Below are 26,933 nucleotides of genomic sequence, written 5' to 3'. Positions count from 1 at the left end.
AAAGGAAAAGCATATGGCCACCATCAGAATGACCACCGCGCAGGCGCTGGTTAAGTTCCTTGATAATCAATACATTAATGTCGACGGCGTGGAAACCAGGTTCGTAAAAGGCCTCTTCGCCATCTTCGGTCACGGCAACGTGCTGGGGCTGGGACAGGCGCTGGAGCAGGATAGCGGCGATCTGATTGTCTATCAGGGGCGCAATGAACAGGGCATGGCGCACGCCGCGATGGGTTTTGCCAAACAGTCTCTGCGCCGCCAGATTATCGCCTGCAGCTCGTCGGTCGGGCCGGGCGCCGCCAATATGATCACCGCCGCGGCCACCGCCACCGCTAACCGCATTCCTTTACTGCTGCTGCCGGGCGACGTCTTCGCCACGCGTCAGCCCGATCCGGTGCTGCAACAGATCGAGCAGAGCCACGATCTCAGCATCAGCACCAACGACGCCTTTCGCGCCGTCAGCAAATACTGGGATCGCGTCAGCCGTCCTGAACAGCTGATGACCGCCTGCATTAACGCGCTGCGCGTGCTCACCGATCCCGCCGAAACCGGCGCGGTAACCATCGCCCTGCCGCAGGACGTGCAGAGCGAAGCCTGGGATTTCCCGGACTACTTCTTCCAGAAGCGCGTACACCGTCTCGATCGCCGCCTGCCGACCGCCGCGCAGCTTGATGACGCGCTGGCGCTGATCGGCCGCAAGCGCAAGCCGATGATCGTGCTGGGCGGCGGCGTGAAATATTCCGAAGCGGGCGAGGCGCTGCGCCAGTTTGCCGAGCGCTACCAGATCCCGTTCGCCGAAACGCAGGCGGGCAAAGGCACCATCGTCTCCGATCATCCGCTTAACGTCGGCGGCGTCGGGGAAACCGGCTGTCTGGCCGCCAACCTGCTGGCGAAAGAGGCGGATCTGGTGATTGGCGTCGGCACGCGCTACACCGACTTTACCACCGCCTCAAAATGGATTTTCCAGCATCCCGAGGTCAGCTTCCTGAACGTCAACGTCAGCAACTTCGACAGCTACAAGCTCGACGGCGTGCAGCTGCTGGCCGACGCGCGCGAAGCGCTGGTGGCGCTGGAGGCGGGGCTGGCGGATAAAAATTACAGCAACGACTGGGGCGATCAGATCGCCCAAGCGCAGAGCAAACTGCTGAAAGAGACGCAGCGCGTCTACCAGGTGGAATACAGCGGCGACGGCTTTATTCCCGAAATTGCCGACCATCTCGATCGCGACGCGGTGTTCGCCGAATTCAATCGCCTGACCCAGTCGGTGCTCACCCAGAGCCGCGTGCTCGGCACGCTAAACGAGCAGCTCCCAAAGGATGCGGTGATTGTGGCGGCAGCGGGCAGTCTGCCGGGCGATCTGCAGCGCGTCTGGCGCACCCGCGACTACAACTCGTACCACGTTGAGTACGGCTACTCCTGCATGGGATATGAGGTAAACGCCGCGCTGGGCGCGAAGCTGGCGCAGCCGCATCGCGAAGTCTACGCGCTGCTGGGGGACGGCTCTTTTATGATGCTGCACTCCGAGCTGGTCACCTCCATTCAGGAACGCGCCAAAATTAACATCGTGCTGTTCGACAATATGACTAACGGCTGCATCAACAACCTGCAAATGGAACACGGCATGGACAGCTTCAGCACCGAGTTCCGCTTCCGCAACCCGGAAGGCGGCAAGCTGGACGGCGGCTTTGTGCCGGTAGACTTCGCCGCCATCGCCGCCGGTTACGGCTGCAAAACCTGGCGCGTCACTACGCTGGAGCAGCTGGCAACCGCGCTGGAAGAGGCGCGCCAGTCGCCGGTGTCGACCCTTATCGACATCAAGGTGCTGCCAAAAACCATGGTGCACAAATATTTCAGCTGGTGGCACGTTGGCGTGGCGCAGGCCTCGACCTCCGAACGCACCCAGGCGGTGGCGCAGAAGCTGAACGCCCATCTCGACCAGGCGCGCAAATACTAAATTCCGGCCGGGATTAGCCGGCCTTTTATTCCTCGCTATGAACCCTACAGGTGTAATTATGACTTTGAAACTTGGCGTTATCGGTGCCGGCGCGATCGGTCAGGAACATATTCGTCGCTGCAACAATGTCCTGCAGGGGGCAAAAGTGGTGGCGGTATCAGATATTAACGTCGACGGCGCGCGCGCCGCGCTGCAGCGTCTGAATATTCAGGCCGAGGTTTACGCCGATGGCTATCAGGTGATCCAGTCGCCGGAAGTCGATGCGATTCTGGTGACCTCCTGGGATCCGACGCATGAAGAGTTTACGCTGGCCGCCATCGCCGCCGGTAAGCCGGTGTTCTGCGAAAAGCCGCTGGCGATGAGTGCGGAAGGCTGCCGCCGCGTGGTGGACGCGGAGATCCAGCACGGCAAGCGTCTGGTACAGGTCGGCTTTATGCGCCCTTACGATGCGGGCTATCGCGCCCTGAAAAAGGTCATTACCGACGGCGGCATCGGCGAGCCGCTGATGCTGCACTGCGCGCACCGCAACCCGGCGGTGCCGGAGAGCTACACCACCGATATGGCGATCACCAACACGCTGATCCACGAGCTGGACGTGCTGCGCTGGCTGACCAACGACGACTATAAAAGCGTGCAGGTGGTTTTTCCGCGCGTGACGTCGAAGTCGCACGCGCGCCTGAAAGATCCGCAAATCGTGCTGTTTGAAACGCAAAAAGGGGTGCGCATCGACGTCGAGATCTTCGTTAACTGCGCCTACGGCTACGACATCCAGTGCGAGGTAGTCGGCGAAACCGGTATCGCGAAGCTGCCGGAGCCCGCCTCGGTGCAGTTGCGCAGCGAAGCGAAACTCTCCACCACCATTCTGACCGACTGGAAAGATCGTTTTATCGAGGCGTACGACGTCGAACTGCAGGCCTTTATCAACGACGTGAAGGCGGGCGAACTGACCGGCCCGTCCGCCTGGGACGGTTTCGCCGCCTCGGTGGCGGCCGACGCCTGCCTGAAAGCGCAGCAGAGCGGTGCCATCGAGCCGGTTGAAATGCCGCCGCGCCCCGCCTTCTACGACAAAAAATAAGCCTTTCCCTTTCCTTGCGGGCGGCTGCGGCCGCCCTGACCCGTCGGGACGAAACAGATGAACAAAGAGAACGTAAAACTGGCCATTGCGCCGATCGGCTGGACCAACGACGATATGCCGGAGCTGGGCAAAGAGAACACCTTTCAGCAGACGGTCAGCGAAATGGCGCTGGCGGGCTTTACCGGCAGCGAAGTCGGCAGCAAATATCCGCGCGATCCGGCGATCCTGAAGCCGATGCTCGATATTCGCGGCCTTGAGATTTGCAACGCCTGGTTCAGCACCTTCTTCGCCAGCGGCGAAAAAGCGAAGACCATTGATGAATTCGTTAATCATATGAATTTTCTGCACGCCATGGGCGCGCGCGTCATCGGCTGTTCCGAGCAGAGTAAAAGCATTCAGGGCACCACGCTGCCGGTGCTGGAGCAGAAGCCGCTCTTTACTGACGAAGAGTGGCGCCTGACGGCCGAAGGCTACAACGAGCTGGCGGAGATTGCCGCGGCGAAAGGCATGCGCGTGGCGCTGCATCACCATATGGGCACCGGCATTCAGACCCTGGACGAGATCGACCGCTTTATGGCGCTAACCAGCGATCGGGTCGGGCTGCTGTATGATACCGGCCATATTTACTACTCCGAAGGCTCGCAGCAGGCGATGCTCGACGTGCTGCAAAAGTATCTGCCGCGTATTTTCCACGTTCACCTGAAAGATGTGCGCGACGAGATTGTCGCCGAGGTGCGCGCTAACCACCTCTGCTTCCTCGACGGCGTTAAGAAAGGCACCTTTACCGTGCCGGGCGACGGCGTTATCGACTTTAAGCCTGTGTTTAAGATCCTGGATGAGTATGGCTATAAGGGCTGGATGGTGGTTGAAGCGGAGCAGGATCCCGCGCTGGCCAACCCGTTCGAATATGCGGTGAAGGCGCGCAAATACATTCGCGAAAACGCCGGACTGTAACGGCATTTGCCAGGCCCTGCTGCGCGGCGCAAAGGCGTGTAGCAGGACCTGTTTCGCTTTTTCCTCCGCTTTTCACCGCTATTTCCGCCACAATCCCTGCATTATGTGAGGTAATTCATAAAGCGATGAAATAAACCCCGCTGTGGGCGCAAACAAATGAAATTTTCCATCCATCTGGTACTATAGCGCTCATTATCCAGCCATTTTTCTTTTTTTAACGGGCCGAAGTAATGACCAATAACCCTACCCAACTCTCCCTGTTACAGGATGATATTCGTCGCCGCTACGAAACGCTGAGCAAGCGCCTGAAGCAGGTGGCTCGTTATATTCTTGATAACAGCAACAGCATCGCCTTTGATACCGTAGCGTCGATTGCCGCGCAGGCTGACGTGCCGCCGTCGACGCTGATTCGCTTCGCCAACGCGTTCGGCTTTAGCGGCTTCAACGAAATGAAACAGGTTTTCCGTCAGCATCTGATGGAAGAGACGGTCAACTATACCGAGCGCGCGCGCCTGTTCCGCCAGACCGCCACCGACGACGCCGCGACCTCGCCGGAAAGCCCGGTGGAGATCCTGAATGTCTTTACCATGGTCAACAGCCAGGCGCTGCAGCAGCTGGCGATGCAGGTCAATCCCGACCAGCTCAACAAAGCGGTGCAGCTGCTGAACGACGCTGAAAACATCTATGTGATCGGCCTGCGACGCTCGTTTAGCGTCGCCTCCTATCTGGTCTATGCGCTGCGTCATCTTGAACGTCGCGCTTTCCTGATCGACGGCCTGGGCGGGATGTTCACCGAGCAGCTGAGCCTGGTAAACCCGAAAGATGTGGTTATCGCCATCAGCTACTCACCCTACGCGCGCGAAGCGGTAGAGCTGGTTGAGATGGGCGCGAAGCGCGGCGCGCATCAGATCGCCATTACCGACAGCCAGGTCAGCCCGCTGGCAGCCTTTAGCGACGTCTGCTTTGTGGTGCGGGAAGCGCAGGTAGACGGATTCCGTTCGCAGGTCGCCTCTCTCTGTCTGGCGCAGACGCTGGCGGTATCGCTGGCGCTGAATAACGCTAACAGCTGATCGCCCTTCTCCGGCAGCAAAAAGGGCAATACTGTGATTGCCCTTTTTGCTCTCTGCGCGTCGCCCTGGCTATTCGCGAGGATAGTTATCACTGTTAACCCAGGCGTGATCCTTCTCCCAGGTAAACTTCCACAGCCGCACCGGGCCAGCCATAACGTTGAGGTAGTAGTTGTTGTAGCCCGCAATGGTGGCTACCGGGTGATAGCCGCGCGGCACCATCACCACGTCGCGGTTATAGGGCGCCATACACTCGTCCAGCGAGCGGTCCTCGGTGTAGACGCGCTGCATGGCGAAGCCCTGCTCTGGATCGAAACGGTGATAGTAGGTCTCTTCCAGACAGGTTTCGTTTTCGCTGTTTTCCTCGTCGTGCTTATGACTTGGATAAGAGCTGGTATCGCCTTCGTTGGTATAGACCTCCACCACCAGCAGGCTGTCGGCCGGTTTGTTATCCGGCAGAATATTGTGTACCAGACGCTGATTGCGTCCCTTGCCGCGCTGCTCAACGCCGACGTCCGCTGGCGCGATCAGGCGCGCCGGCAGATTGCCCTGGCCTGGCGCGCTGCAGACCGCCAGCTCCAGATCGCTGTCGGCGACGATTTCCACCTCGTCGTGGTGCGGCACATAGACTGAATAGGGCGGCACGCGCTCAAACGGCGACATGCGCTTGCCGATGCCGGGAAATTCAGCGTGGCGCGTTTTCACCGAGGCGAGCCCCGCTACCAGCACCAGGCAAAGCTCTTTATCGCCGCTGCTCAGCTGCAGCCTCTCCCCTTTTTTCAGCAGATAAGCGTCAAAGCCGACATAGCGCCATCCCGCGCTTTCCGGCGTAACGTGCTGGATGCGGCCGCTGGCGTCCGGCTGCTGCGCTTTTGCAAGAAAAGACATCCCCACTCCTCATTTTTAGTCTGAAAACAGGCAGCTACAGCTGCGTTGCCGCAGAGCTGTAGCTGAAATTGCTGTCTGGTGCGCTTAGCTCAGGGTTGGCATGCTGAACTCCGAGACCGTCTGCTGGCCGCTCGGCCAGCGCGCGGTGGCGGTTTTCATGCGGGTATAGAAGCGCACGCCGTCCGGGCCGTGTACGTTGAGCGCGCCGAACACCGAACGCTTCCAGCCGCCGAAGCTGTGAAACGCCATCGGCACTGGCACCGGCACGTTGACGCCGACCATGCCCGCTTCCACATCCTGCACAAACTCGCGCGCGGTATTGCCGTTGCTGGTGAAGATGGCGCTGCCGTTGCCGAACTCATGGCTGTTGACCAGCTGCAGCGCGCTGGCGTAGTCCGGCGCGCGCATAATGCTCAGCACCGGCCCGAAAATCTCTTCACGCCAGATGGTCATCTCCGGGGTAACGTTATCGAACAGCGTGCCGCCGACGTAGTAGCCTTCCCCGTAGCCCGGCACCTGGAAGTTGCGGCCGTCGACCACCAGCTTCGCGCCCTCCTGCTCGCCCTTGTCGATATAGCCCAGCACCTTTTTCTGATGCGCGGCGGAGACGACCGGCCCCATCTCATTCTCTTCGGCGCCCTGGTTAATGCCGGGCCCGACGCGCAGCGCGTTGATCAGCGGCGTCAGGCGCGCAATCAGCTTATCGGCGGTATCGTCGCCAACTGCAACCACCACCGGCAGCGCCATGCAGCGCTCGCCGGCCGAGCCGAACGCACCGCCCATAATGGCGTTTACCGTGGCGTCGAGATCGGCGTCCGGCATCACGATGGCGTGGTTTTTCGCCGCGCCAAACGCCTGTACGCGCTTGCCGTGGGCGCTGGCGGTTTTATAGATATGCTCGGCGACGCCGGAGGAGCCGACGAAGCTCACCGCCGCAATGCGCGGATCTTTATAGAGCTGCTCGGCATCTTCGTTCGAGGAGTGCACCACGTTAAATACGCCGTCCGGCAGGCCCGCCTCTTTCAGCAGCTCCGCCATGCGCACCGCCGCCGAAGGATCGAGCGCGGGTGGCTTGAGCACAAAAGTATTGCCGCACGCCAGTGCGATGGGGAACATCCAGAGCGGCACCATCGCCGGAAAGTTAAACGGCGTAATGCCCGCCACCACGCCAACCGGCTGCATCAGCGAATAGCTGTCAACGCCGGAGCCGACGTTAGCGGAATATTCACCTTTAATCAGATGCGGAATGCCGCAGGCGAACTCCACCACTTCCAGCCCGCGCGTCAGCTCGCCCTGCGCGTCCGACCACACTTTACCGTGCTCAGAGACGATCAGTTCGGCCAGCTCGTCGCGATGCTGCTCCATCAGCGCCTTAAAGTTAAACAGCACGCGGGCGCGGCGCAGCGGTGAGGTTTTCGACCAGGCGGGAAAAGCCTCATGGGCAATTTTAATCGCCTCGGCGACTTCCGCCCCGGTGCTCTGAGTCAGCTCGCGCACCACTTTGCCGGTCGCCGGATCGTAAACAGGGATGGTTTCGTTGCTGGCGCTGTAGGTGATCTGACCGCCAATGAAGTTTCCTGTGATGTTCATTTCATAGCCTCTTGAGATATGTAAGTTCCCTGCAGCGCCTCTGCGTAACGACGCTGTCTGACCAGGCAAAACCGAAAGCATGCTATGAAGCTATTACAGTGAAATAAATTTTTCAAATAAAACTTTTTGGAAAATTCCCTTTTAGCGGCATGGATCGCATTTTTGCCGCTGCTGCAAAAAAGCGCGCGCTGGCGGGCCCCAGCGCCTGAGTTCCCCTGAGGTTTACAGCAGATTTCCGCCCTGAAAAAGCGAACAGAAGCGGCGCGGCAACGGCGAAAAATGAAATTAATGCGAGGCAGATCTCAACCTTTACATTCCATAATTCACTATTTATGAAATAAATGTTTTCTTTGCCCTCAGTTTATTTCCTCTCTCTTGCCTCACTACAGGAGCCGCAGCATGGCCATCGATCCAACCCGTTTCTGTATTAACCGTAAAATCGCGCCAAATCTTTCATTAGAGGCGTTTTTTCAGCTGGTTCAGCGTCTGGGACTGAACAAGGTAGAGTTGCGTAACGATATGCCGAGCGGCAAGGTGTGCGACGACCTGACCGCTGAGCAGACGCGCGAGCTGATAGCGAAATACAATATTGAGGTGGTGACCATCAACGCGCTCTATCCCTTTAACCGCGTGGATGAGGCGCTGCTGGCGAAAGCCGACGCGCTGCTGCGTGACGCGCAGGCCATCGGCGCCCGTGCGCTGGTGATGTGTCCGCTGAACGAAGGCGTCGAGATTGCGCCGGAAGAGACGCTGGCGGCGCTGCGCACGCTGGCACCGCGCTTTGCGCAGCATGGCATCCAGGGGCTGGTTGAGCCGCTGGGCTTCCCGGTCAGCTCGCTGCGCTCGGCGGTGCAGGCGCAGCAGCTGATCCGCGACGCGCAGGTGCCGTTTAAGCTGGTGATCGACACCTTCCACCATCATCTGTATGAGCATGCCGAGCAGGAGTTCCCGGCGGAGATCGACGTCGATATGATTGGTCTGGTGCATCTTTCCGGCGTGGAGGACAGGCGCGCCACCGCAGAACTCACCGATGAAGAGCGCATTATGCTGAGCGACCAGGATGTGCTGAACAGCGTGGCGCAGGTGAAGCGGCTGGAGATGCTTGGCTATAAAGGCGTCTACGCCTTTGAGCCCTTCTCCTCCGAGCTTAACAGCTGGACCCCCACGGAGATTGAGCGCCAGATTCGCCACAGCATCGCGCTGCTGCAGGCCTGACTCTTGCGCGGCGGGCCGGTTGCCCGCCGCGTCGCCCTACCCTTATCTGTGTCTTGCGACACGTTTTGGCCTCGGTCGGAGGCCGCTTTTTTACCCTTCCTTCGCCTCTTGCGACGTGGCCGGCAGCCGCCGCGCCAGCCGCAGGGTGCAGAACAGCCCCAGACAGACCAGCAGCGCCGTCAGCAGATAAACCAGCGGGACGCCTGCAAAACTCATAATAAAGCCCGCGACCGGGCCGGTGATGCCCAGCGCTAAATCCATAAAGGCGGTGTAGGTCGCCAGCGCGCTGCCCTGATTCGCCTGCGGCACCGCTTTTACCGCCACCACGCCAAGCGCCGGAAAGACCAGCGAAAAGCCGGCGCCGGTCAGCAGCGCGCCGCTTTTCGCCATCCAGGGATCGAACGCGCCCGCCACCAGAAACAGCCCAAGCGCCTCGACCGCCAGGCAGGCGCTGGCGACCCGCAGTCCGCCAAAACGGTTAATCGCATTCGGAAACAGCAGCCGGGTACCGACAAAGGCTGCGCTGAACAGCGTCAGCGCGAAGGCCGCGCCGTCCCAGCCTTTTGCCTGATAGAACAGGGTAATAAAGGTGGCGATAACGCCGAACCCCGCCGATCCCATTGCCAGAATCAGACCGAAGCCGTAAATCTTGCCGAGCACGTCGCGAAACGGCAGCGGGCGGGCGCGGCTGCCCTTCACCGCCGGACGCGGCAGCGCCAGCGCAATCGCCAGCACGCAAATAGCGATAATCACCAGCGAAAGCAGCAGCAGCCCACCCTGACGGTAGATAATGACCCCCAGCGGCGCCCCCAGCGCCATCGCGCCATAGGTGCAGATGCCGTTCCAGGAGATAACGCGGCCGATATGCAGCGAACCGACGCGCGCCACGCCCCACAGCGAGGCGCCGGTGCCGGTGAAGCTCTGGCCGACGCCAAGAATCACGCGTCCGAGGCAGAGCAGCGCCAGGCTGACGACAGACGACGCCGCAAGCCAGGTCGCCAGCAGATAGCAGAGGCCGCTGAGCAGCACGCCGAACAACCCCAGCACCACAATGCGCTTCGGCCCCCAGATATCGGCGTAGCGCCCGGCGTGAGGGCGGCTCAGCAGCGTCGCCACATACTGCAGGCTGATCACGACGCCCGCCCAGAAGGCGCTGTAGCCGAGCTGGTCATGCACCAGGCCCGGCAGCACCGCCAGCTGCAGGCCGATGGTGAGGTAGCTGGCGAAGTTATAGATAACGATGGAAATAATCAGCAGGGTCAATCCAATACCCCTGTAAGCAGGTTCCGCTGCAGGTTGATCTGGCATGAAAAAGTGCGCTCCTGGTTGATTAAATTTTTACAGGCAGGAGATCTCACTATACGCTTTTTCGCCGTACACGCATCCGCGAGGATATTCAGGGTTGAATTCTCTGATTTGCGCTCCGCTTTTACAGCCGAATCAGACGGTTAATTACCTTTCAGCTACACTACTCTCTGCGGTCTGGCTTTTCAGGAGAGGGGATGAACGAAATACAGCAGGAAAAAATTGGGCAAAATATTCTGACTAAGCTGGCGATGCTGGTGATTATTCTCGCTGGCATCCGCGCCGCCTCCGATATTATGGTGCCCTTCTTACTGGCCGCCTTTTTCGCCATTGTGCTCAATCCCATCGTGACCTTCCTGATGCGGCGTGGCTGGCGGCGCGGGCTGGCGATCACGGTGGTGATCTCGGTGATATTTATCGTGATTTTACTGCTGGTGGCGGTGCTCGCCAGTTCAGTCAGCGAGTTCTCCGATATCTACCCGCAGCTGCGCGCCACCCTGGAGCAGAAGATGAGCGTGGTGCAGCACCTGGCGTCAGGCATCGGCATTCACGTCTCCACCAGTACGCTGGTGCAGCGCTTCGATCCCAATATGCTGATGTCGTTCGCCACCGTCGCGTTGACGCAGTTCTCCGGCATGATGAGCAATTTCGTGCTGCTGATCCTGACGGTGGTCTTTATGCTGTTCGAAGTGCACCATCTGCCCTATAAAATGCGCAACGCGCTGACCAATCCGCAGATCCGCATCGCCGGGCTGCACCGGGCGCTGAAAGGGGTGACGCACTACCTGGCGCTGAAAACGCTGATCAGCCTGATTACCGGCGTATCGGTATGGGGCTGCCTGTTTCTGCTCGATATCAAGTTCGCGCTGCTGTGGGGCGTGGTGGCCTTTATCCTTAACTATATTCCCAATATCGGCCCGATTATCGCCGGCATTCCGCCGGTGCTGCAGGCGCTGCTGCTCAACAGCCCTTACGACGCGATGCTGGTGGCGGCGCTCTTTACCGCCATTCATATGGTGTTCGGCAATATGCTGGAGCCGCGCGTAATGGGGCGCGGCTTAGGGCTGTCGACGCTGGTGGTGTTTCTGTCGCTGATTTTCTGGGGCTGGCTGCTGGGGCCGGTCGGCATGCTGCTTTCAGTGCCGCTGACCAGCATCACTAAAATCCTGATGGAAACCACGCCGGGCGGCAGCCGACTGGCGATTATGCTCGGCGCCGGCCGGCCTAAACGGCATAAAATTTAGCCCAGCAGCCGCCGCCGCACCTGCGTCAGATGGTTTTCCATCGCGGCGCGCGCGGCGGCGGCGTCGCCTGCGCAAATAGCCGCGGCAATCTGCTGATGATCGCGGTTCATCTCATGGGTAAAGTCGTTGTCGGTAAAATGGCGCTCCAGCCGCCGGAAGCGCGCGCTGTCGCGCTTGTTCCAGAGGGACTCCATCATCTCGCGCAGCACCTCGTTGCCGCTCATTTCGCCAATCAGCAGATGAAAGCCTTTGTCCTGCTCAAGAAATTCCGCGTCGTTGGCGCGGTAGTGCAGCAGCCTGTCGGCCAGCGCGCGCAGCTGTTCGCGCTGCGCCGGGCTGCCGTTGCGCGCCGCCATCTCCGCCAGCATCCCCTCGAACGCAAGACGCGCCTGCAGCAGATCCTCCAGGCTGTGATCCGCTTCCGTCGCAGGCGCGCTAGTGGGCGGCTGCGGCTGCATCGCAAAGACGCCGTTGCCGGTGCGAATATCCACCCAGCCGGTCATCTCCAGCGCAATCAGCGCCTCGCGCACGGAGGATCGGCTGACCCCCAGCTGCTTCGCCAGCTCGCGCTCCGGCGGCAGAGCCGCGCCTGGTGCGAACTCGCCGCGTTGAATACTTTCCATAATCGCGTTGGCGATCTGGCGATAGAGACGTTCCGTTTTCAGCACAGGCAGCGCCATATTTTTTCTCCTGTCAGCAGCGGTGCAGCGTAGCACAGGCCGTACGCCCTTTCCGCCAGGCGCAATTCACTGCGCTGCGATCGCGATCACGGCCTTTCCCATCAGGCTAGCATACTCTTGGTCCAGCGGCCTGACCACTGGGCCGAATATGCGGCTTAAGGAGTGAAAATGGAACATACATGGCGCTGGTATGGCCCCAACGATCCGGTTTCGTTAGACGATGCGCGCCAGGCGGGCGCGACCGGCATCGTAACCGCTTTACACCATATTCCCAACGGCGACGTCTGGCCGGTGGAAGAGATTAAAGCGCGTCAGGCGCTGCTGGCGGAAAAGAATCTGGTCTGGTCGGTGGTAGAGAGCATTCCGGTACATGAGGCGATCAAAACGCAGCGCGGCGACTATCAGCGCTATATCGCCAACTATCAGCAGTCGATACGCAATCTGGCGGCCTGTGGCATCGACACGGTGTGCTACAACTTTATGCCGGTGCTCGACTGGACGCGCACCGATCTCGCCTGGACGCTGCCGGACGGCGCCAAAGCGCTGCGCTTTGACGCTGACGCCTTCGCCGCCTTCGAGCTGCATATTTTGCAGCGCCCCGGCGCGCAGCAGGATTATTCAGCGGCGGAGCAAGAGGCGGCGGCGCGCTGCTTCGCCGCCATGAGCGACGAGGAGAAGGCGCTGCTGACGCGCAATATTATCGCCGGTCTGCCGGGCGCGGAAGAGGGCTACACGCTCGATCAGTTTCGCGCGCAGCTGGCGCAGTATGACGGCATCGACAAGGCAAAGCTGCGCGAACATATGGCGTTCTTTCTGCGCGCCATCGTGCCGGTGGCCGAAGAGGTCGGTATCAAGCTGGCGGTCCATCCGGACGATCCGCCGCGCCCTATTCTCGGCCTGCCGCGCATTATCTCTACCGAAGAGGATATGCAGTGGCTGAAAGAGACGGTAGACAGCCTGCACAACGGTTTCTGCTTCTGCACCGGCTCTTACGGCGTACGCGCCGACAATAACCTGACGCAGATGGCGGAGCGCTTCGCGGACCGCATCAACTTTATCCACCTGCGCGCCACGCGGCGCGAAGCCAACCCCAACAGCTTCCATGAGGCGGCGCATCTGGCGGGCGACGTCGATATGGTCGGCGTAATCAGGGTAATCCTGGCGGAGGAGCAGCGCCGTCGGCGCGCGGGCGAGAAGCATGCGATTCCGATGCGTCCCGACCACGGTCATCAGATGCTCGACGACCTGCACAAGCGCACCAACCCTGGCTATTCGGCGATTGGCCGTCTGAAAGGGCTGGCGGAGCTGCGCGGCGTCGAGCTGGCGCTGCGTCAGACGCTGTTCAACGAGTAATGCGGTAAAAAAACAGGGCATGGGCGAAGTACCGCGCCCTTTGCCCTGCTACTGCGGAAACAGGCTGCGGTCGGTAATCGCCGCCACATCCACCCGGTTCGGCAGAATTTTCAGCGCGCTGAAGAGATCCGACACCTTCTGCACCTTTTCAATATCCTCAGCCGTTACGCCGCGAATACCGTGGGAAATGCGCGCGGTAATCTTCGCCGCATCGGCCGGCGGCAGGCGCGTCAGCTGCGCATAAACCTGGTTGTACTCCTCTTTATGGGTCAGCGCCCACGCGCGCGCTTTCGCCAGCCGCTGGGCGAAATCGGCGATGGCCGCGCGCTTGCCGGGATCGTCCAGCGACTGCTGGGTGGCGGTCACAAACGACAACGCGGTGGTAAGCCCTTTGCCGTCGCGCAGCAGCCGCGCGCCGTGCTGTTCGGCGATGCCAAGATAGGGATCGAACGTTGCCCAGGCACCAATCTGCCCGGCGTTGAAAGCGGCGCTGGCGTCGGTCGGCAGCACAAAGCGCACCGGCACGCTGTCGCGCGGCACCTGCGCTTCGCCCAGCGCCTCATAGAGCAGATGCTGTGAGATGCTGCCGCGCGCCGAGGAGACCACAACCTCTTTGCCTGCCAAATCCTTTACGCTGCGCACCGGCGAGTCGGCAGGCACGATCAGCCCATTCGACCCGGCGTCGCCGACATTGGTGGCGATGATCTTCAGCGGCACGCCGCCGGACGCCGCCATCAGCACCGGCAGATCCCCCGCGTAGGAGGTGTCGACCGCGCCGGCGCGCTGCGCTTCAAACAGCGGCGCGGCGCCCTGAAAATTAGCCCAGCGATAGCGCCAGGGCGCATCCTTCAGCACGCCGGAGGCCTCTACCAGCGACCGCAAATTGCGCGCCTGGTCACCCAGCACCAGCGTGACCTCGCTGAGATCGGGCGCCGCCTGTGCCATTGCGCTGGCGCTCAGCAGCAGCGCGGCCGCAAACGCTTTAAGTCTGTTCATAGCGGCTCCTTACAGGGCGTTGCGGTTGAGCTGGCGAATATAGGCGTCCCAGTGCAGCTGATACTTTTTGTTGCGGATGCTGTTATCGAATGCCTGCGCCGCTTTTTCCGCCACCGCATCCGGTAGAATTATCAGCGGCGCGCCGCCCGACTGCGCCGCCAGCTGCGCCTGGCAGGCGCGCTCAAGGTAGTAGAGGTTATAAAAGGCTTCTTCGATGCTGCCGCCTGCGGTCAGCAGGCCGTGGTTGCGCAGGATCAGCGCGTTGAGGCTGCCGAGATCGTTGACGATGCGCTGCTGCTCGTCGAGATCGAGCGCAATACCTTCATAGTCGTGGTAGCCAACGCGCTGGTGAAAACGCGTGCTGTGCTGCGAGATCATCAGCAGGCCGCCCTGCTGTGCCGAGACGCCGATGCCCGCCGCCGTGTGGGTATGCATCACCGCATGCGCGTCCGGCCGGGCGCGATGGATGGCGCTGTGGATAACGAAGCCGGCCGGGTTGATGCCCAGTCCGGTGGGATCGTCGATAATATTGCCGTCGATATCGATCTTCACCAGGGTTTCCGGCAGGATCTCGTCAAACGTCTGGCCGAAAGCATTAATCAGGAAGTGCGGACGATCGCCCGGCACGCGCAGCGAAAAGTGGGTATAGATATGGTCGGTCCAGCGCAGCTTTGCCGCCAGATGATAGGCCTGCGCCAGCCTGACGCGCGCCTGCCATTCCGCGTCGGGAATACGCTGCTGAAGAGAAGAAGATGCCAGGGTTGCCGTACTCATAGACGCCTCTTTATTATGCTATTCAGTATGACGTCATGGTTACACAGCGTTTTCGCCGCAGGGAAATGCCAAAAGCGGCAAAACAATCTCAATAATTGCAAAGCCCGGTCGATACTTGATCTGCGTCACCCGCTCGCCTGAGCAAAACGCTACCCTGCACGGCCTGAGAGCGTGCTATGCTGCGCTGATTAAATCTGCACCTCCTCACAGACGCATCAACATTCAGAGGAACTGGCGGTGCCGCCGTTAAAACGAAAACGCGACTACGCAAGAATAATTATTATCCTGTCCGGGGTGCTGCCCTTGCTGCTCGGCATCCTGTTCACGGCGATCGACGCGCGGCATACCGTCCAGCAGCAGCAGATCAACGCCGCCAATACCCTGCTCTCGCAGGCGGAAAAAATGAGCGACAGCGCCTGGGATATGATCACCTGGCTACGCCGTTTTCACCGTCAGCCCTGCGAAAAATTCGAAGACGAACTGCAGCGCGCCGGCAACCTTAACGCCTATTTCCGCGCCATCGGCAAGCTGGAAGGGGTTAAAATCACCTGCTCGTCGGCCTACGGCGTTAATCCCGGCTCGTTAAGCGACATGATACTGCGTGCGCCGCCGGTGACCGGCAAAGCCTGGTGGAGCCTCTCTCTTGCCGGCACGGCTGGCGTGCCGCAGCGTCCGGCGGTGATTTTTGTCCGGCAGCTGCCGGATGATGAGGGTTTCTGGGCGCTTATCGACGGCCAGTATCTGATGGATTTTATGAACGCCATCGGCGAGGCGCGCGGCTATCGGCTCAGCATACGCTTTAACGACGGCGCGCCTGTCTCCACCGGCCAGGGGACGCCGCCTCACGCCAGCCTGTTTAGCGCCAGCATTTATCAGGCGCAGTCGAAGCGCTATCCCATTAGCGTGACCATCGAGACGCCAGGCGCGGAGATCATGCGCGCCTGGCGTCAGGTGACGTTGATTTTCCTGCCGATGACGGCCATTCTCTCTATTCTGCTGATGATTCTGACCGCCAACTGGCTGCAGCGCCGTATCTCCTGGCGCGATGAGATCCGCCGCGCCATCAATGCGCGCCAGTTTTCGGTTCACTACCAGCCGGTTTATAACAACCACACCGAGACCTGTAACGGTGCCGAAGCGCTGCTGCGCTGGACGCTGCCAAACGGCGACGTGGTTCGACCCGATATTTTTATCAGCGCAGCCGAAGCGGAAGGCATGATCGTGCCGCTGACGCGTCATCTTCTCGACCTGGTCGCCGAAGATGTGCAGCAGTGGCAGGTCGAACCAGGCTTTCATCTCGGTATCAACGTCGCTGCCGAACATCTGCAGCATCCCGCCTTCGTGAAGGATATGCTTAACTTCGCCGATAAAATTAAGCAGACGCCGCTGCAGATTACCCTGGAGCTGACCGAGCGCAGCCTGATTAAAGATGGCGAAGATGTGGCGCGAAAACTCGATCGTCTGCGCGCCGACGGCATGAAGGTAGCCATCGATGATTTCGGCACCGGACACTGCTCGCTCAGCTATCTGCAGACCTTCTCGCTCGACTATCTGAAAATCGATCGTGGTTTTATCAACGCGATTGAGTCGCTGTCGGGCGAAACGCCGGTGCTGGACGCCATTATCACCCTCAGCCATAAGCTGCAGCTGGAGGTGCTGGGCGAAGGCGTGGAGACGGCGTTGCAGTACCTCTACCTGCGCCAGCGCGGCGTGACCTTTATTCAGGGCTACTATTATGCTTTGCCTATGGATAACAGCACGCTTATCGCCTGGCTCGCAGAGCATACGTATCAGCCGATACGCACAGAGGAATCTGACGATGCTCCACTGCACCCTTCTTGATGACTACCAGAACGTTGCCCTGTCGCTGGCCGACTGGGATTCGCTGCGCCCCGCCGTGCAGACCCGCTCGCTGCAGCAGCCTGTTGCCGACGACGACGCACTGATCGCCGCGCTGGCCGACAGCGATATTATCGTCGTCATGCGCGAGCGCACCCCGCTCACTGCCGCCCGGCTGGCGCGTCTGCCGCGGCTGAAGCTGATCGTCACCTCAGGCATGCGCAATGCCGCCATCGATCTGGACGCCTGCCGCGCGCGCGGCATCGCGGTATGCGGCACCGAGAGCAGCAGCGCGCCGCCGCTGGAGCTTACCTGGGGTTTGCTGCTGGCGCTGGCGCGCCACATCGTACCGGAGAATCAGGCGCTGCGCAGCGGCGGCCCGTGGCAGCAGCACCTCGGCATGGGGCTGGAAGGTAAAAGCCTGGGGCTGATCGGACTGGGCAAGATCGGCGGCGGTATGGCGAAAGTGGCGCAGGCGTTCGGCATGCAGGTTTGTGCCTGGAGCCAGAATCTTACCGCCGAGCGCGCGGCAGCGTGCGGCGCAACGCGGATGCCGTCACTTCAGGCGCTGCTGGCGGCGAGCGATATCGTGTCGCTTCATCTGGTGTTAAGCGAACGCACGCGCCATCTGCTCGACGCCGCCGCGCTGGCGCAGATGAAGCCCGGCGCGCTGCTGGTGAACACGGCGCGCGCGGGCCTGGTGGATCAGCAGGCGATGATCGCCGCGCTGCGTTCCGGCCAGCTGGCAGGCGCAGCGCTGGACGTATTCGACGTCGAACCGCTGCCCGTCGATCATCCGCTGCGGCAGCTGCCCAACGTGCTGGCGACGCCGCATCTCGGCTATGTCGCCGACAGCAACTACCGGCGCTACTTCACCCAGGCGGTCGAGGATATCGCCGCCTGGCTGCAACATCAGCCGCTGCGATCGCTGCTTTAGCGCCGCCTTCTGACGCAGACGCCGCAATTTTAACCGAAGCGCGGCGGTCAGATTTTCCTCTCTTTCCGCTAAGCGTCGCAAAACCTTGCAAAAATCAGCGGCGTTAAGCGCCTTATCCAACCGCCTGCTATTCCGCTATCGTCGGCAAAAAAGGCCGCTATCAGGCCAAACATGACAAATATCAACGAAAAACGGTATACTCTGCCACTGGTTGCAATAATTTCAATACTAATTATTGCGCCTAGTAGCCAGTGGAAAATTCTGCCGAACGGCTATGCTTAAATTTTCTCAATGCCGCGGACTGTTTCGTTCAATCGGTTCGCGACCTTGAGGACTTTCATGTGCTATTACAGGGTAACTCTATGAAACTACGTAGGAAGCGTGTCAAACCTATTGGGCTGGATGACGTCACTATTATCGATGACGCCCGTTTGCGCAAAGCCATTACTGCCGCGTCGCTGGGTAACGCGATGGAATGGTTCGATTTTGGCGTGTACGGCTTCGTCGCCTACGCGCTGGGTAAGGTCTTTTTCCCCGATGCGTCACCAGGCGTGCAGATGATCGCCGCGCTCGGTACCTTTTCCGTTCCCTTCCTGATTCGCCCGCTGGGCGGCCTCTTCTTCGGTATGCTGGGCGATAAATACGGTCGCCAGAAGATTCTCTCAATCACCATTGTGATTATGTCGATCAGTACCTTCTGTATCGGCCTGATCCCCTCTTACGCCTCGATTGGTATCTGGGCACCGATTCTGCTGCTGATCGCCAAGATGGCGCAGGGCTTCTCGGTGGGCGGCGAATATACCGGCGCTTCCATCTTCGTTGCTGAATATTCCCCTGACCGCAAGCGCGGCTTTATGGGAAGCTGGCTCGACTTCGGCTCGATCGCTGGCTTTGTGCTCGGCGCCGGCATCGTGGTGCTGATCTCAGCGATTATCGGCGAAGCGAAGTTTATGGAATGGGGCTGGCGCCTGCCGTTCTTCCTCGCGCTGCCGCTCGGCATTATCGGCCTCTACCTGCGTCACGCGCTGGAAGAGACGCCAGCCTTCCAGCAGCACGTTGAAAAGCTGGAGCAAGGCGACCGCGAAGGCCTGCGCGACGGCCCGAAAGTGTCGTTTAAAGAGATCGCCAGCAAGCACTGGAAAAGCCTGCTTGCCTGTATCGGTCTGGTGATCGCCACCAACGTCACCTACTACATGCTGCTGACCTATATGCCGAGCTATCTGTCGCATAACCTGCACTACTCGGAAGATCACGGCGTACTGATTATTATCGCCATTATGATCGGCATGCTGTTTGTGCAGCCGGTAATGGGCATGCTCAGCGACCGCTTCGGCCGTCGTCCGTTTGTGATCATCGGCAGTATCGCCCTGCTGATCTTCTCTGTACCGTCCTTTATGCTGATTAACAGCGGCGTGCTGGGTCTGATTTTCGCCGGTCTGCTGCTGATGGCGGTGATCCTTAACGCCTTTACCGGCGTGATGGCGTCGTCGCTGCCGGCCATGTTCCCGACGCATATCCGCTACAGCGCGCTGGCGAGCGCCTTTAACATCTCCGTGCTGATTGCCGGTCTGACGCCGACGCTTGCCGCCTGGCTGGTGGAGACCACCAATAACCTCTATATGCCGGCCTACTACCTGATGGTGGTGGCGGTGATCGGCCTGATTACCGGCATCTATATGAAAGAGACGGCGAACAAACCGCTGCGCGGCGCGGCGCCTGCCGCGTCCGACCTCGAAGAGGCGCGTGAAATCCTGCAGGAGCATCACGACAATATCGAACATAAAATCGAAGATATCGACGCTGAGATCGCCCGCCTTGAGGCGAAGCGTAAGAATCTGGTGCAGCAGCACCCCGATATTAACGAGTAATCCGTTTAAGGCCCGCCACTCGGCGGGCTTTTTTTTGCGCCGCACACAATCTTCATTCTCGCGCGTTAAAAGGAGTAGACTATCGCTACTTTTTTCACCTGCGTAAGAATGAATATGTCTGACTTTACTCTGCTCCAGCGTCCAAGAAGGCTGCGCTCCAGCCCCGCGATGCGTGAACTCTTCCAGGAAACCTCCCTCAGCCTGAACGATCTGGCGCTGCCGATTTTCGTTGAGGAAGGCGTTGACGACTACAAGGCCATTGAAGCGATGCCGGGCGTGATGCGCATTCCGGAAAAGCGCCTCGCCTGGGAAATCGAGCGCATCGCCAAAGCGGGCATCCGCTCGGTGATGACCTTCGGCATCTCGCACCACACCGACGCCACCGGCAGCGATGCCTGGAATGAAAACGGCCTGGTGGCGCGCATGTCGCGCATCTGCAAAGAGACGGTGCCGGAAATGATCGTTATGTCCGACACCTGCTTCTGCGAATACACCAGCCACGGCCACTGCGGCGTGCTGTGCGATCACGGCGTGGATAACGACGCAACCCTGATCAACCTCGGCAAGCAGGCGGTGGTGGCGGCAGCGGCGGGCGCGGACTTTATCGCGCCGTCGGCGGCGATGGATGGCCAGGTTAAGGCGATCCGCCAGGCGCTGGACGCGGCGGGCTTTACCCAGACCGCTATTATGTCCTACTCCACCAAGTTCGCCTCGTCGTTCTACGGCCCGTTCCGCGAAGCGGCCGGCACCGCGCTGAAAGGCGATCGCAAAACTTATCAAATGAATCCGATGAACCGCCGCGAAGCGATTCGCGAGTCGCTGATCGACGCGGCCGAAGGCGCGGATTCGCTGATGGTGAAACCGGCTGGCGCCTACCTCGACGTGCTGCGCGACATCCGCGAACGCACTGAGCTGCCGCTGGCGGCGTACCAGGTGAGCGGCGAATACGCGATGATCAAATTCGCCGCCCAGGCGGGTGCTATCGACGAGCGTAACGTCGTGCTGGAGAGCCTGGGTGCGATTAAACGCGCCGGCGCCGACCTGATTTTCAGCTACTTCGCCCTCGACCTCGCAGAACAGAAAATCCTCTGATCGCTTCCACATCCTGCCGTCGCAACGACGGCAGGATCGCTTTTCGCCCCTGCAACGTTAGCGCTGCGCTAACGCCTCAATTAACGTCTGATTAAAGCGATCGGGCGACTCCATCTGTGGCGCATGGCCCATGCCGGGAAACTCAATCAGGCGCGCGCCGGGAATGCGCTTCGCCGCCTCTTTGCCCAGCACCTCATAGTGACCCAGCGTCGCTTTCACCTCCGGCGAGGCGATATCGCTGCCGATAGCGGTGGTATCGGCGGTGCCGATCATCAGCGTGGTCGGCACGTTCAGATCGCCAAACTCGTAAAATACCGGCTGGGTAAAAATCATGTCGTAGATCAGCGCCGAGTTCCAGGCCACCTTCTTATGCCCCGGGCCGGCATTCAGGCCCGCCAGCATATCGACCCATTTGTCATACTCCGGCTTCCACTGGCCGCTGTAGTAGGTGTGCTGCTCATACTTTTTGATGCCCGCCGCATCCAGCTTCAGCTCGCGCTGATACCACTGATCCACGCTGCGCCAGGGGGCACCTTTGGCTTTCCAGTCCTCCAGCCCGATGGGGTTCACCAGCACCAGCTGCTGCGTCTCGGCGGGATACATCAGCGCATAGCGCGTGGCGAGCATGCCGCCGGTGGAGTGGCCGACGATCGTTGCTCTCTTTATGCCGAGATGCGCCAGCAGCTGATGAGTGTTATCCGCCAGCTGCTGGAAGCTGTATTGATAGTTATCGGGCTTGCTGGCGCTGCAAAAGCCGATCTGATCCGGCGCGACGACGCGATAGCCCGCCTGGCTTAGCGCGCGTATGCTCACCTCCCAGGTTGCGCCGCAGAAATTTTTACCGTGCAGCAGCACCACGGTCTGCCCGTTGGCGCGACCGGTTGGCCTGACATCCATATAGCCCATGCTGAGCATCTGCTGCTGAGAAGAGAAGCTGAAGCGCTGGAGCGGGAAAGGATACTGGAAGCCTTCCAGCTGTTCGCCATAGGTGGTGGCGGCAAAAGCGGGCGCAGCGCTAAACAGGGTTACTGAGGCAAGTAGCGCAGCAAGCGATTTTTTCGGGCCAGAGGTCGGACGCATGCGGTGATCTCCATTATGAGCAAAAGAGCGGCAGTGTGACACGCGCTAAGGCCAGTCGTATTGTTGCGCTGTGTCATATAAATGATTTTTCTACAAAAAAGCTTAGTCTGCTCTCTGTCATTTTTCCTGATGGTCAAAAGCGAATAAAATGCCCGCCTCCGTCAATTACCGTCATAAATATTGCAGAAAATCTAAATATTCCCGACGGCGCGAGAAGATTAAGTTACGTTTATTTATTTTTTTGGCTTAATTTTCACAACCAAAATACAACACGGCCTCCTTTTTGATAAAAAACTCATATATCGCTCCTCTTGTAAAAAAATAAAAATGAATATTCTGATACTTCTTTACTTAAGCCACACTTAGCGAAAGATTAAAAACCATACACTATGCGCAATTTTTTATGAGGTGGATTATGCAAGAGAAGAAATATAATGAAGAGGTGATTGATAGCGTGACCGAGTGGATTAACACCCATCTCGATCAGCGACTCAGCATTAATGATATTGCCGAAAAGTCCGGCTATTCCAAATGGTATCTACAGAAGCTTTTCGCCCGCTGCCGCAACGAGACGCTGGCGCGCTATATTCGCAAGCGTAAACTGGCCGCCTGCGTCTACATCCTGAAAAGCAGTAACACGCCGATTATTACCCTGGCGATGAAATACCATTTCGAAAGTCAGCAGTCATTTACGCGCTCGTTTAAGCAGGTCATGGGCTGTACGCCCTACGTCTGTCGCAAGCGTCAGCTCGATCCAGAAATCCAGGCGCAGCTGGAAGGCAATATTAATCCCTGCGAGCTCTGTCTACAGGCAAAGCCCGTTGTCAACAACCACAAACGTTTTACCTCTGCGCGTCTGGATATTCGCAATATCGACACTGCAGAGGCCTGCAATGGCCTGCGCTGATGGCGTTTATAACAGTGAAAAATAAAGGGCGACCACAGCGCCCTTTATTTTTCTACTCTTCGTCCGGCGAGTAATATTGCACGCCGATTTTAATGCGTTCACGCCCGCTGGCTACGCGATGCCGATTGCTGTCGCGCAGCGAATAGACGCAGCCGCAATACTCCTGCTGATAAAATCGCTCGCGCTTGCTGATTTCGATCATGCGCGCCGATCCGCCGCCTTTACGCCAGTTGTAATCCCAGTAGATCATCTCGGGATAGCGGCTGGCGGCGCGCACGCCGCAGTCGTTGATCTGCTGCATATTTTTCCAGCGCGAAATGCCGAGCGAGCTGGTGATCACCGGAAAGCCATGTTCATGCGCATAGAGCGCGGTGCGCTCAAAGCGCATATCGAAACACATGGTGCAGCGTTCGCCGCGCTCCGGCTCCCACTCCATGCCTTTTGCGCGCTCAAACCAGTTATCGCGATCGTAGTCCGCGTCGACAAAGGGCACGCCGAACTGCTCAGCGAAGCGGATATTCTCCTCTTTGCGCAGCTCATACTCTTTCAACGGATGGATATTGGGGTTATAGAAAAAGATGGTGTAATCGATGCCGGACGCCAGCATCGCCTCCATGACCTCGCCCGAGCAGGGCGCGCAGCAGGAGTGCAACAGGACTTTATTGTGGCCGCCAGGCAGCGGCAGCGGCTTGCGCTGAAGGGACTGAGACATACTAACTCCTTGTCAGACTATGCCGCGAGTGTAGTGTTTCAGGGATGCAGATGCAAAAAAGGCGCTGGCGCGCCCTGTTTTACCACTGCAAAAGCTGTCCGGCGTAGTCCACGTAGTGATGGCCGCCGCGTCCGCGCCAGGCCTCCAGCTGCTGCACCAGCCCTTCGCCGCTCTGCTCGACCGTTACCGGCGCGGACTCACCGCCCATATCGGTTTTCACCCAGCCCGGATGCAGCGACAGCAGCGTCGCGTTATGCTGGTTAATCTGCGGCAGCAGCGCGCGGCTCAGCATATTAAGCGCCGACTTGCTGGCGGAGTAGATCGGCATCGCCGCCGTGTCGTTCTCGTTCAGACTGCCGAGAATGGAGGTGGTGAAGCCGATAACGCCGTTCTGCTTCGCCAGCAGCGGCAGCAGCGCCTCCGCGCAGCGCACCGGCGCGATGGCGTTGGTCAGGAACAGCTGCGCCAGCTCGTCGTCACTGCTCTGCAGCAGGTTCTGATGCGACGGGCCGGAAATACCGGCGTTGATCAGGATCGCATCGAAGGTTTCCTCTTTAAGCCGCGCCGCCAGCTGACGCACCTCCTCCTGATGGGTCATATCCAGCGCGTGCCACTGCGCCTCCGCCTCCGGCGCGCTGCTGCGGTAGGTCGCCGTGACCTGCCACCCTTTGGCCGCCAGCGCCCTGACCACCGCCAGGCCGATGCCGCGCGATGCGCCGATAACTAATGCTTTGCCTGCCATATCCGTTCCTCTCTGATGAAGTGTCTTAAACAGCTTATAGTCGAATGCGTCATTAAGCGCGGCGCGCGCACAAGCGGTTTACGGCGGAGAGTGGGGCGTAAAACTCCCCTCTGTTTCGAGCGGCACGCCGTCGTGATGCGTCATCGCCAGCGAGCTGGCGCTGGCCGGATCGAACAGCGACAGGCTTTCAATCTGATCCACCATTAGCACTTTACGGAACGCCATGGCGTTTTTCGGCTCGGATGTAAGCGTGATGTCGTGCTCGGCGTACCAGCGGCTGTAGTTATGTTCAATCGACATGCTGAGCGTTTTGCTGTCGCGGTAGCCGCTGAGCATCGGGATGATCACGATATTGGCGGTGTTTTCATACTCAAAGGTGGCGGCATGCACCATGCCAATATAGATACGGCGCGACTTGAGGGTAATCCACGCCAGCTCGCCCTCCCGCATGCACTGATAGAGCAGCTGCTCGACGCCGTTGGATTTGGAAAGCTGCTGATAGAGATCCTGGCGTCCGCTGCTGTTCAGGCGCGCGCTCGCCGACCAGTTCGAGCGGTACATACAGAACAGCACCGCGAAGGCGAGCATCACCACCACCGGCGCCTGGATGCCGAGGAAGCTCCAGTTCATAAACTCCATCTGCCAGCGCAGATGTTCGCCGGGCACCAGCTGCAGCGCGTTAGCGAGGCTGGAGACAATCAGCAGCAGCAGCCAGATGATAGCGGTCGCCAGCATCCCCTGCAGTACGAAGATACAGCCGTAGAGCGCCACCAGAAAATAGACATCCCAGCCGAAGCTGCGACGGATTTTAAACCGGCTGGAGAGATCGCGGCTGGTGTACCAGTAGCCGCAGACCATCAGCACCATGAATATCGCCGTACCCATCTTAAACTCCTTTTAGCGTTTCGACGTGGCGGGCGAAATCCTCATGCACTTCCTCACTCAGCACGTTTACCGAAGCGTTGCCGTCCTCATCGATAATGATGCGCTCGCCGTCGGCGATGGAATCATTCAAATCCTGACGTGACATGCCTCTGATAAAGCTTTCCGGGCTGGAAAACAGGGAACGCATAAAGGTAAGCATTGGTGGCGGATCTCCTCTGTGATAAATCAGAAGTATGAAATCGGGACGGCAAACGCGCCAGGCGGATTCGTCTAAAAGTGTTGCGAGTCAGGGAATTAGCGAAGCGGCAGGCGGAGAAAACGCAGCAAAAGTGGGGTTGATGCGGAGCAGAAATCGGATTAAGAAAGGCGTCGGCCAGGCCCGGAACCGACGCCCAGCGCGCGCGTTACAGCGCCTGCGCGCACGCCCAGGCTGAACTCCACGCCCACTGGAAGTTGTAGCCGCCCAGCCAGCCGGTGACGTCCACCACTTCGCCGATAAAATATAATCCCGGCACGTCGCGCGCCTCCATCGTCTTTGAGGAGAGCTGCGTGGTGTCGACGCCGCCCAGCGTCACCTCGGCGGTGCGGTAGCCTTCCGTGCCGTTGGGCTGCACGCGCCACTGATGCAGCGTCTGCGCCAGTTCAGCCTGCTGCTTGCCGTTGAGCTGCTTCAGCGTCACATCGGGCACCTGCCCCATCTCCTGCAATACCTCTACCAGGCGTTTCGGCAGCAGCTTCGCCAGGCTGTTTTTCAGGCTCAGATTTGGATGTGCCTCGCGCTGTACGCTGATGAACGCTTCTATCGAGGTAGCGGGCGAGAGGTTGACGGTAATATGCTCGCCCGGCAGCCAGTAGCTGGAGATTTGCAGCACCGCCGGACCGGACAGGCCGCGGTGGGTGAAGAGCATCGCCTCTTTAAACAGCGTGCCGTCCTGCGCTTCAATGGTGGTATCGATGGCGACGCCGGAGAGCGTCTGTAGCCGCTCCAGCAGCGGCTTATGCAGGGTAAAGGGCACCAGCGCGGCGCGGGTCGGATAGACCTTCAGGCCGAACTGCTCGGCGATCTTATAACCGAACGGCGTGGCGCCAAGGCCGGGCATAGAGAGCCCGCCGCTGGCGATCACCAGCTTTTCCGCCTGCACCGTCGCGCCGTTGAGCTGCAGCCGGTAGCCCGAGGCGTCGCGCGCCACGCTCAGCACCTCGCTGCGCAGGCGCAGCGTCACCTCGCCCTTCTCGCACTCCGCCATCAGCATATCGACAATCTGCGCCGCCGAGTCGTCGCAGAAAAGCTGGCCCAGCGTCTTTTCGTGGTACGCAATCTTGTGGCGATTAACCAGCTCGATAAAATCCCACTGGGTGTAGCGCGCCAGCGCTGATTTGCAGAAGTGCGGGTTGTGCGACAGGTAGGCGGCGGGTTCGGTGTACATATTGGTAAAGTTGCAGCGCCCGCCGCCTGACATCAGGATCTTACGCCCGGGCTTTTTGCCGTTATCCAGCAACAGCACGCGGCGGCCTCGCTGACCGGCCTGCGCCGCGCAAAACAGTCCCGCCGCGCCGGCGCCGATAATAATAACGTCAAACTTTTCCACTGCCTTCGCCCCGCTTTTTTAAGAGGCGCTGATTGTAGAGGTCTGCTCTGCATGACGCCAGCGCCAAAAATTTGTCGTAATTATGTCATAATGTAAACGACTAATTTTAAGGCAGTTTTAGGTGCACTCAGTCAACTTTTGACATTCTTAAGTCAAAACAAGGCTATATTTTGCTTTCCCATACCCT

General features: G+C 59.5%; 24 protein-coding genes. 12 read left to right on the top strand and 12 right to left on the bottom strand.

Annotated elements, in window-relative coordinates; genetic code table 11:
• Positions 1 to 13 precede the first annotated feature (13 nt).
• From iolD to LB453_RS03380, 4 genes are all read left to right on the top strand, one after another.
• Positions 14 to 1,954, top strand: a complete 1,941-nt coding sequence (gene iolD, locus LB453_RS03395) for a 3D-(3,5/4)-trihydroxycyclohexane-1,2-dione acylhydrolase (decyclizing) (RefSeq protein WP_103796300.1) — start codon at positions 14 to 16, stop codon at positions 1,952 to 1,954.
• A 58-nt stretch (positions 1,955 to 2,012) separates the two neighbouring features.
• On the top strand, positions 2,013 to 3,029 hold the full coding sequence (locus LB453_RS03390) for a Gfo/Idh/MocA family oxidoreductase (protein WP_103796299.1): 1,017 nt from the start codon (positions 2,013 to 2,015) through the stop codon (positions 3,027 to 3,029).
• A 57-nt stretch (positions 3,030 to 3,086) separates the two neighbouring features.
• Positions 3,087 to 3,983, top strand: a complete 897-nt coding sequence (gene iolE, locus LB453_RS03385; protein WP_103796298.1) for a myo-inosose-2 dehydratase — start codon at positions 3,087 to 3,089, stop codon at positions 3,981 to 3,983.
• 230 nt (positions 3,984 to 4,213) lie between these two features.
• Entirely contained in the window at positions 4,214 to 5,053 is an 840-nt protein-coding gene (locus LB453_RS03380; RefSeq protein ID WP_103796297.1) for a MurR/RpiR family transcriptional regulator, read from the top strand.
• 69 nt (positions 5,054 to 5,122) lie between these two features.
• Here LB453_RS03380 and iolB read toward each other — a convergent pair whose 3' ends face one another.
• Together iolB and LB453_RS03370 are read right to left on the bottom strand one after the other, a co-directional pair.
• On the bottom strand, positions 5,123 to 5,938 hold the full coding sequence (gene iolB / locus LB453_RS03375; protein WP_103796296.1) for a 5-deoxy-glucuronate isomerase: 816 nt from the start codon (positions 5,936 to 5,938) through the stop codon (positions 5,123 to 5,125).
• 84 nt (positions 5,939 to 6,022) lie between these two features.
• On the bottom strand, positions 6,023 to 7,528 hold the full coding sequence (locus LB453_RS03370; RefSeq protein WP_103796295.1) for a CoA-acylating methylmalonate-semialdehyde dehydrogenase: 1,506 nt from the start codon (positions 7,526 to 7,528) through the stop codon (positions 6,023 to 6,025).
• 399 nt (positions 7,529 to 7,927) lie between these two features.
• On the opposite strand from LB453_RS03370, the gene LB453_RS03365 reads away from it, so the two are divergent.
• Positions 7,928 to 8,743: a TIM barrel protein gene (locus LB453_RS03365; RefSeq protein ID WP_103796294.1), complete on the top strand. Its 816-nt coding sequence runs from the start codon at positions 7,928 to 7,930 to the stop codon at positions 8,741 to 8,743.
• Between the two features lie 90 nt (positions 8,744 to 8,833).
• Here the strand turns inward: LB453_RS03365 and LB453_RS03360 are convergent, their stop codons facing one another.
• Positions 8,834 to 10,051: an MFS transporter gene (locus tag LB453_RS03360; RefSeq protein WP_103796293.1), complete on the bottom strand. Its 1,218-nt coding sequence runs from the start codon at positions 10,049 to 10,051 to the stop codon at positions 8,834 to 8,836.
• A gap of 194 nt (positions 10,052 to 10,245) precedes the next feature.
• On the opposite strand from LB453_RS03360, the gene LB453_RS03355 reads away from it, so the two are divergent.
• The gene (locus tag LB453_RS03355; protein ID WP_103796292.1) at positions 10,246 to 11,292 is read left to right on the top strand and encodes an AI-2E family transporter; all 1,047 of its coding nucleotides are present in this window, start codon (positions 10,246 to 10,248) and stop codon (positions 11,290 to 11,292) included.
• On the opposite strand, the gene LB453_RS03350 is transcribed toward LB453_RS03355, so the two are convergent.
• Positions 11,289 to 11,972, bottom strand: coding sequence for a FadR/GntR family transcriptional regulator (locus LB453_RS03350; protein WP_103796291.1), 684 nt, complete (start codon positions 11,970 to 11,972; stop codon positions 11,289 to 11,291). The two genes, LB453_RS03355 and LB453_RS03350, sit on opposite strands and share 4 nt — an antisense overlap.
• A gap of 168 nt (positions 11,973 to 12,140) precedes the next feature.
• Here LB453_RS03350 and uxuA point away from each other — a divergent pair, with 168 nt between their 5' ends.
• Entirely contained in the window at positions 12,141 to 13,325 is a 1,185-nt protein-coding gene (gene uxuA, locus LB453_RS03345; RefSeq protein ID WP_103796290.1) for a mannonate dehydratase, read from the top strand.
• A 48-nt stretch (positions 13,326 to 13,373) separates the two neighbouring features.
• Here uxuA and LB453_RS03340 read toward each other — a convergent pair whose 3' ends face one another.
• On the bottom strand, positions 13,374 to 14,321 hold the full coding sequence (locus tag LB453_RS03340; RefSeq protein ID WP_103796289.1) for an ABC transporter substrate-binding protein: 948 nt from the start codon (positions 14,319 to 14,321) through the stop codon (positions 13,374 to 13,376).
• A 9-nt stretch (positions 14,322 to 14,330) separates the two neighbouring features.
• Positions 14,331 to 15,095, bottom strand: coding sequence for a class II aldolase/adducin family protein (locus tag LB453_RS03335; protein ID WP_103796288.1), 765 nt, complete (start codon positions 15,093 to 15,095; stop codon positions 14,331 to 14,333).
• A gap of 237 nt (positions 15,096 to 15,332) precedes the next feature.
• Here LB453_RS03335 and LB453_RS03330 point away from each other — a divergent pair, with 237 nt between their 5' ends.
• From LB453_RS03330 to hemB, 4 genes are all read left to right on the top strand, one after another.
• Complete coding sequence (locus LB453_RS03330) at positions 15,333 to 16,937, top strand: EAL domain-containing protein (RefSeq protein ID WP_103796287.1); 1,605 nt, start codon at positions 15,333 to 15,335, stop codon at positions 16,935 to 16,937.
• The gene (locus tag LB453_RS03325; RefSeq protein ID WP_103796286.1) at positions 16,915 to 17,871 is read left to right on the top strand and encodes a D-2-hydroxyacid dehydrogenase family protein; all 957 of its coding nucleotides are present in this window, start codon (positions 16,915 to 16,917) and stop codon (positions 17,869 to 17,871) included. Before LB453_RS03330 ends, LB453_RS03325 begins: the two co-directional genes overlap by 23 nt.
• A gap of 362 nt (positions 17,872 to 18,233) precedes the next feature.
• Positions 18,234 to 19,739, top strand: coding sequence for a glycine betaine/L-proline transporter ProP (gene proP / locus LB453_RS03320; RefSeq protein WP_103796285.1), 1,506 nt, complete (start codon positions 18,234 to 18,236; stop codon positions 19,737 to 19,739).
• A gap of 114 nt (positions 19,740 to 19,853) precedes the next feature.
• Complete coding sequence (gene hemB / locus LB453_RS03315) at positions 19,854 to 20,831, top strand: porphobilinogen synthase (RefSeq protein WP_103796394.1); 978 nt, start codon at positions 19,854 to 19,856, stop codon at positions 20,829 to 20,831.
• Positions 20,832 to 20,888: 57 nt separating this feature from the next.
• Here hemB and LB453_RS03310 read toward each other — a convergent pair whose 3' ends face one another.
• Positions 20,889 to 21,911 (bottom strand): alpha/beta fold hydrolase, encoded by a 1,023-nt coding sequence (locus tag LB453_RS03310; RefSeq protein ID WP_103796284.1) that lies wholly within the window; start codon positions 21,909 to 21,911, stop codon positions 20,889 to 20,891.
• 415 nt (positions 21,912 to 22,326) lie between these two features.
• On the opposite strand from LB453_RS03310, the gene LB453_RS03305 reads away from it, so the two are divergent.
• Complete coding sequence (locus tag LB453_RS03305) at positions 22,327 to 22,818, top strand: helix-turn-helix domain-containing protein (protein ID WP_103796283.1); 492 nt, start codon at positions 22,327 to 22,329, stop codon at positions 22,816 to 22,818.
• Between the two features lie 52 nt (positions 22,819 to 22,870).
• Here the strand turns inward: LB453_RS03305 and LB453_RS03300 are convergent, their stop codons facing one another.
• From LB453_RS03300 to LB453_RS03280, 5 genes are all read right to left on the bottom strand, one after another.
• Positions 22,871 to 23,530, bottom strand: a complete 660-nt coding sequence (locus tag LB453_RS03300; RefSeq protein WP_103796282.1) for an epoxyqueuosine reductase QueH — start codon at positions 23,528 to 23,530, stop codon at positions 22,871 to 22,873.
• Between the two features lie 79 nt (positions 23,531 to 23,609).
• A complete protein-coding gene (locus tag LB453_RS03295; RefSeq protein ID WP_103796281.1) occupies positions 23,610 to 24,272 on the bottom strand; it encodes an SDR family oxidoreductase in 663 nt (220 codons plus the stop codon).
• 78 nt (positions 24,273 to 24,350) lie between these two features.
• Positions 24,351 to 25,157, bottom strand: a complete 807-nt coding sequence (locus LB453_RS03290; RefSeq protein WP_224481592.1) for a hypothetical protein — start codon at positions 25,155 to 25,157, stop codon at positions 24,351 to 24,353.
• A gap of 1 nt (position 25,158) precedes the next feature.
• The gene (locus tag LB453_RS03285) at positions 25,159 to 25,356 is read right to left on the bottom strand and encodes a hypothetical protein (RefSeq protein WP_103796280.1); all 198 of its coding nucleotides are present in this window, start codon (positions 25,354 to 25,356) and stop codon (positions 25,159 to 25,161) included.
• A 205-nt stretch (positions 25,357 to 25,561) separates the two neighbouring features.
• A complete protein-coding gene (locus tag LB453_RS03280) occupies positions 25,562 to 26,746 on the bottom strand; it encodes an NAD(P)/FAD-dependent oxidoreductase (RefSeq protein WP_103796279.1) in 1,185 nt (394 codons plus the stop codon).
• Positions 26,747 to 26,933 lie beyond the last annotated feature (187 nt).

It is taken from the genome of Pantoea agglomerans (genome assembly GCF_020149765.1).
Lineage (GTDB): Bacteria > Pseudomonadota > Gammaproteobacteria > Enterobacterales > Enterobacteriaceae > Pantoea > Pantoea alvi.
The sequence above is the reverse complement of the archived record's forward strand: the minus strand, read 5'-3'. Positions and strand labels throughout refer to the sequence as shown.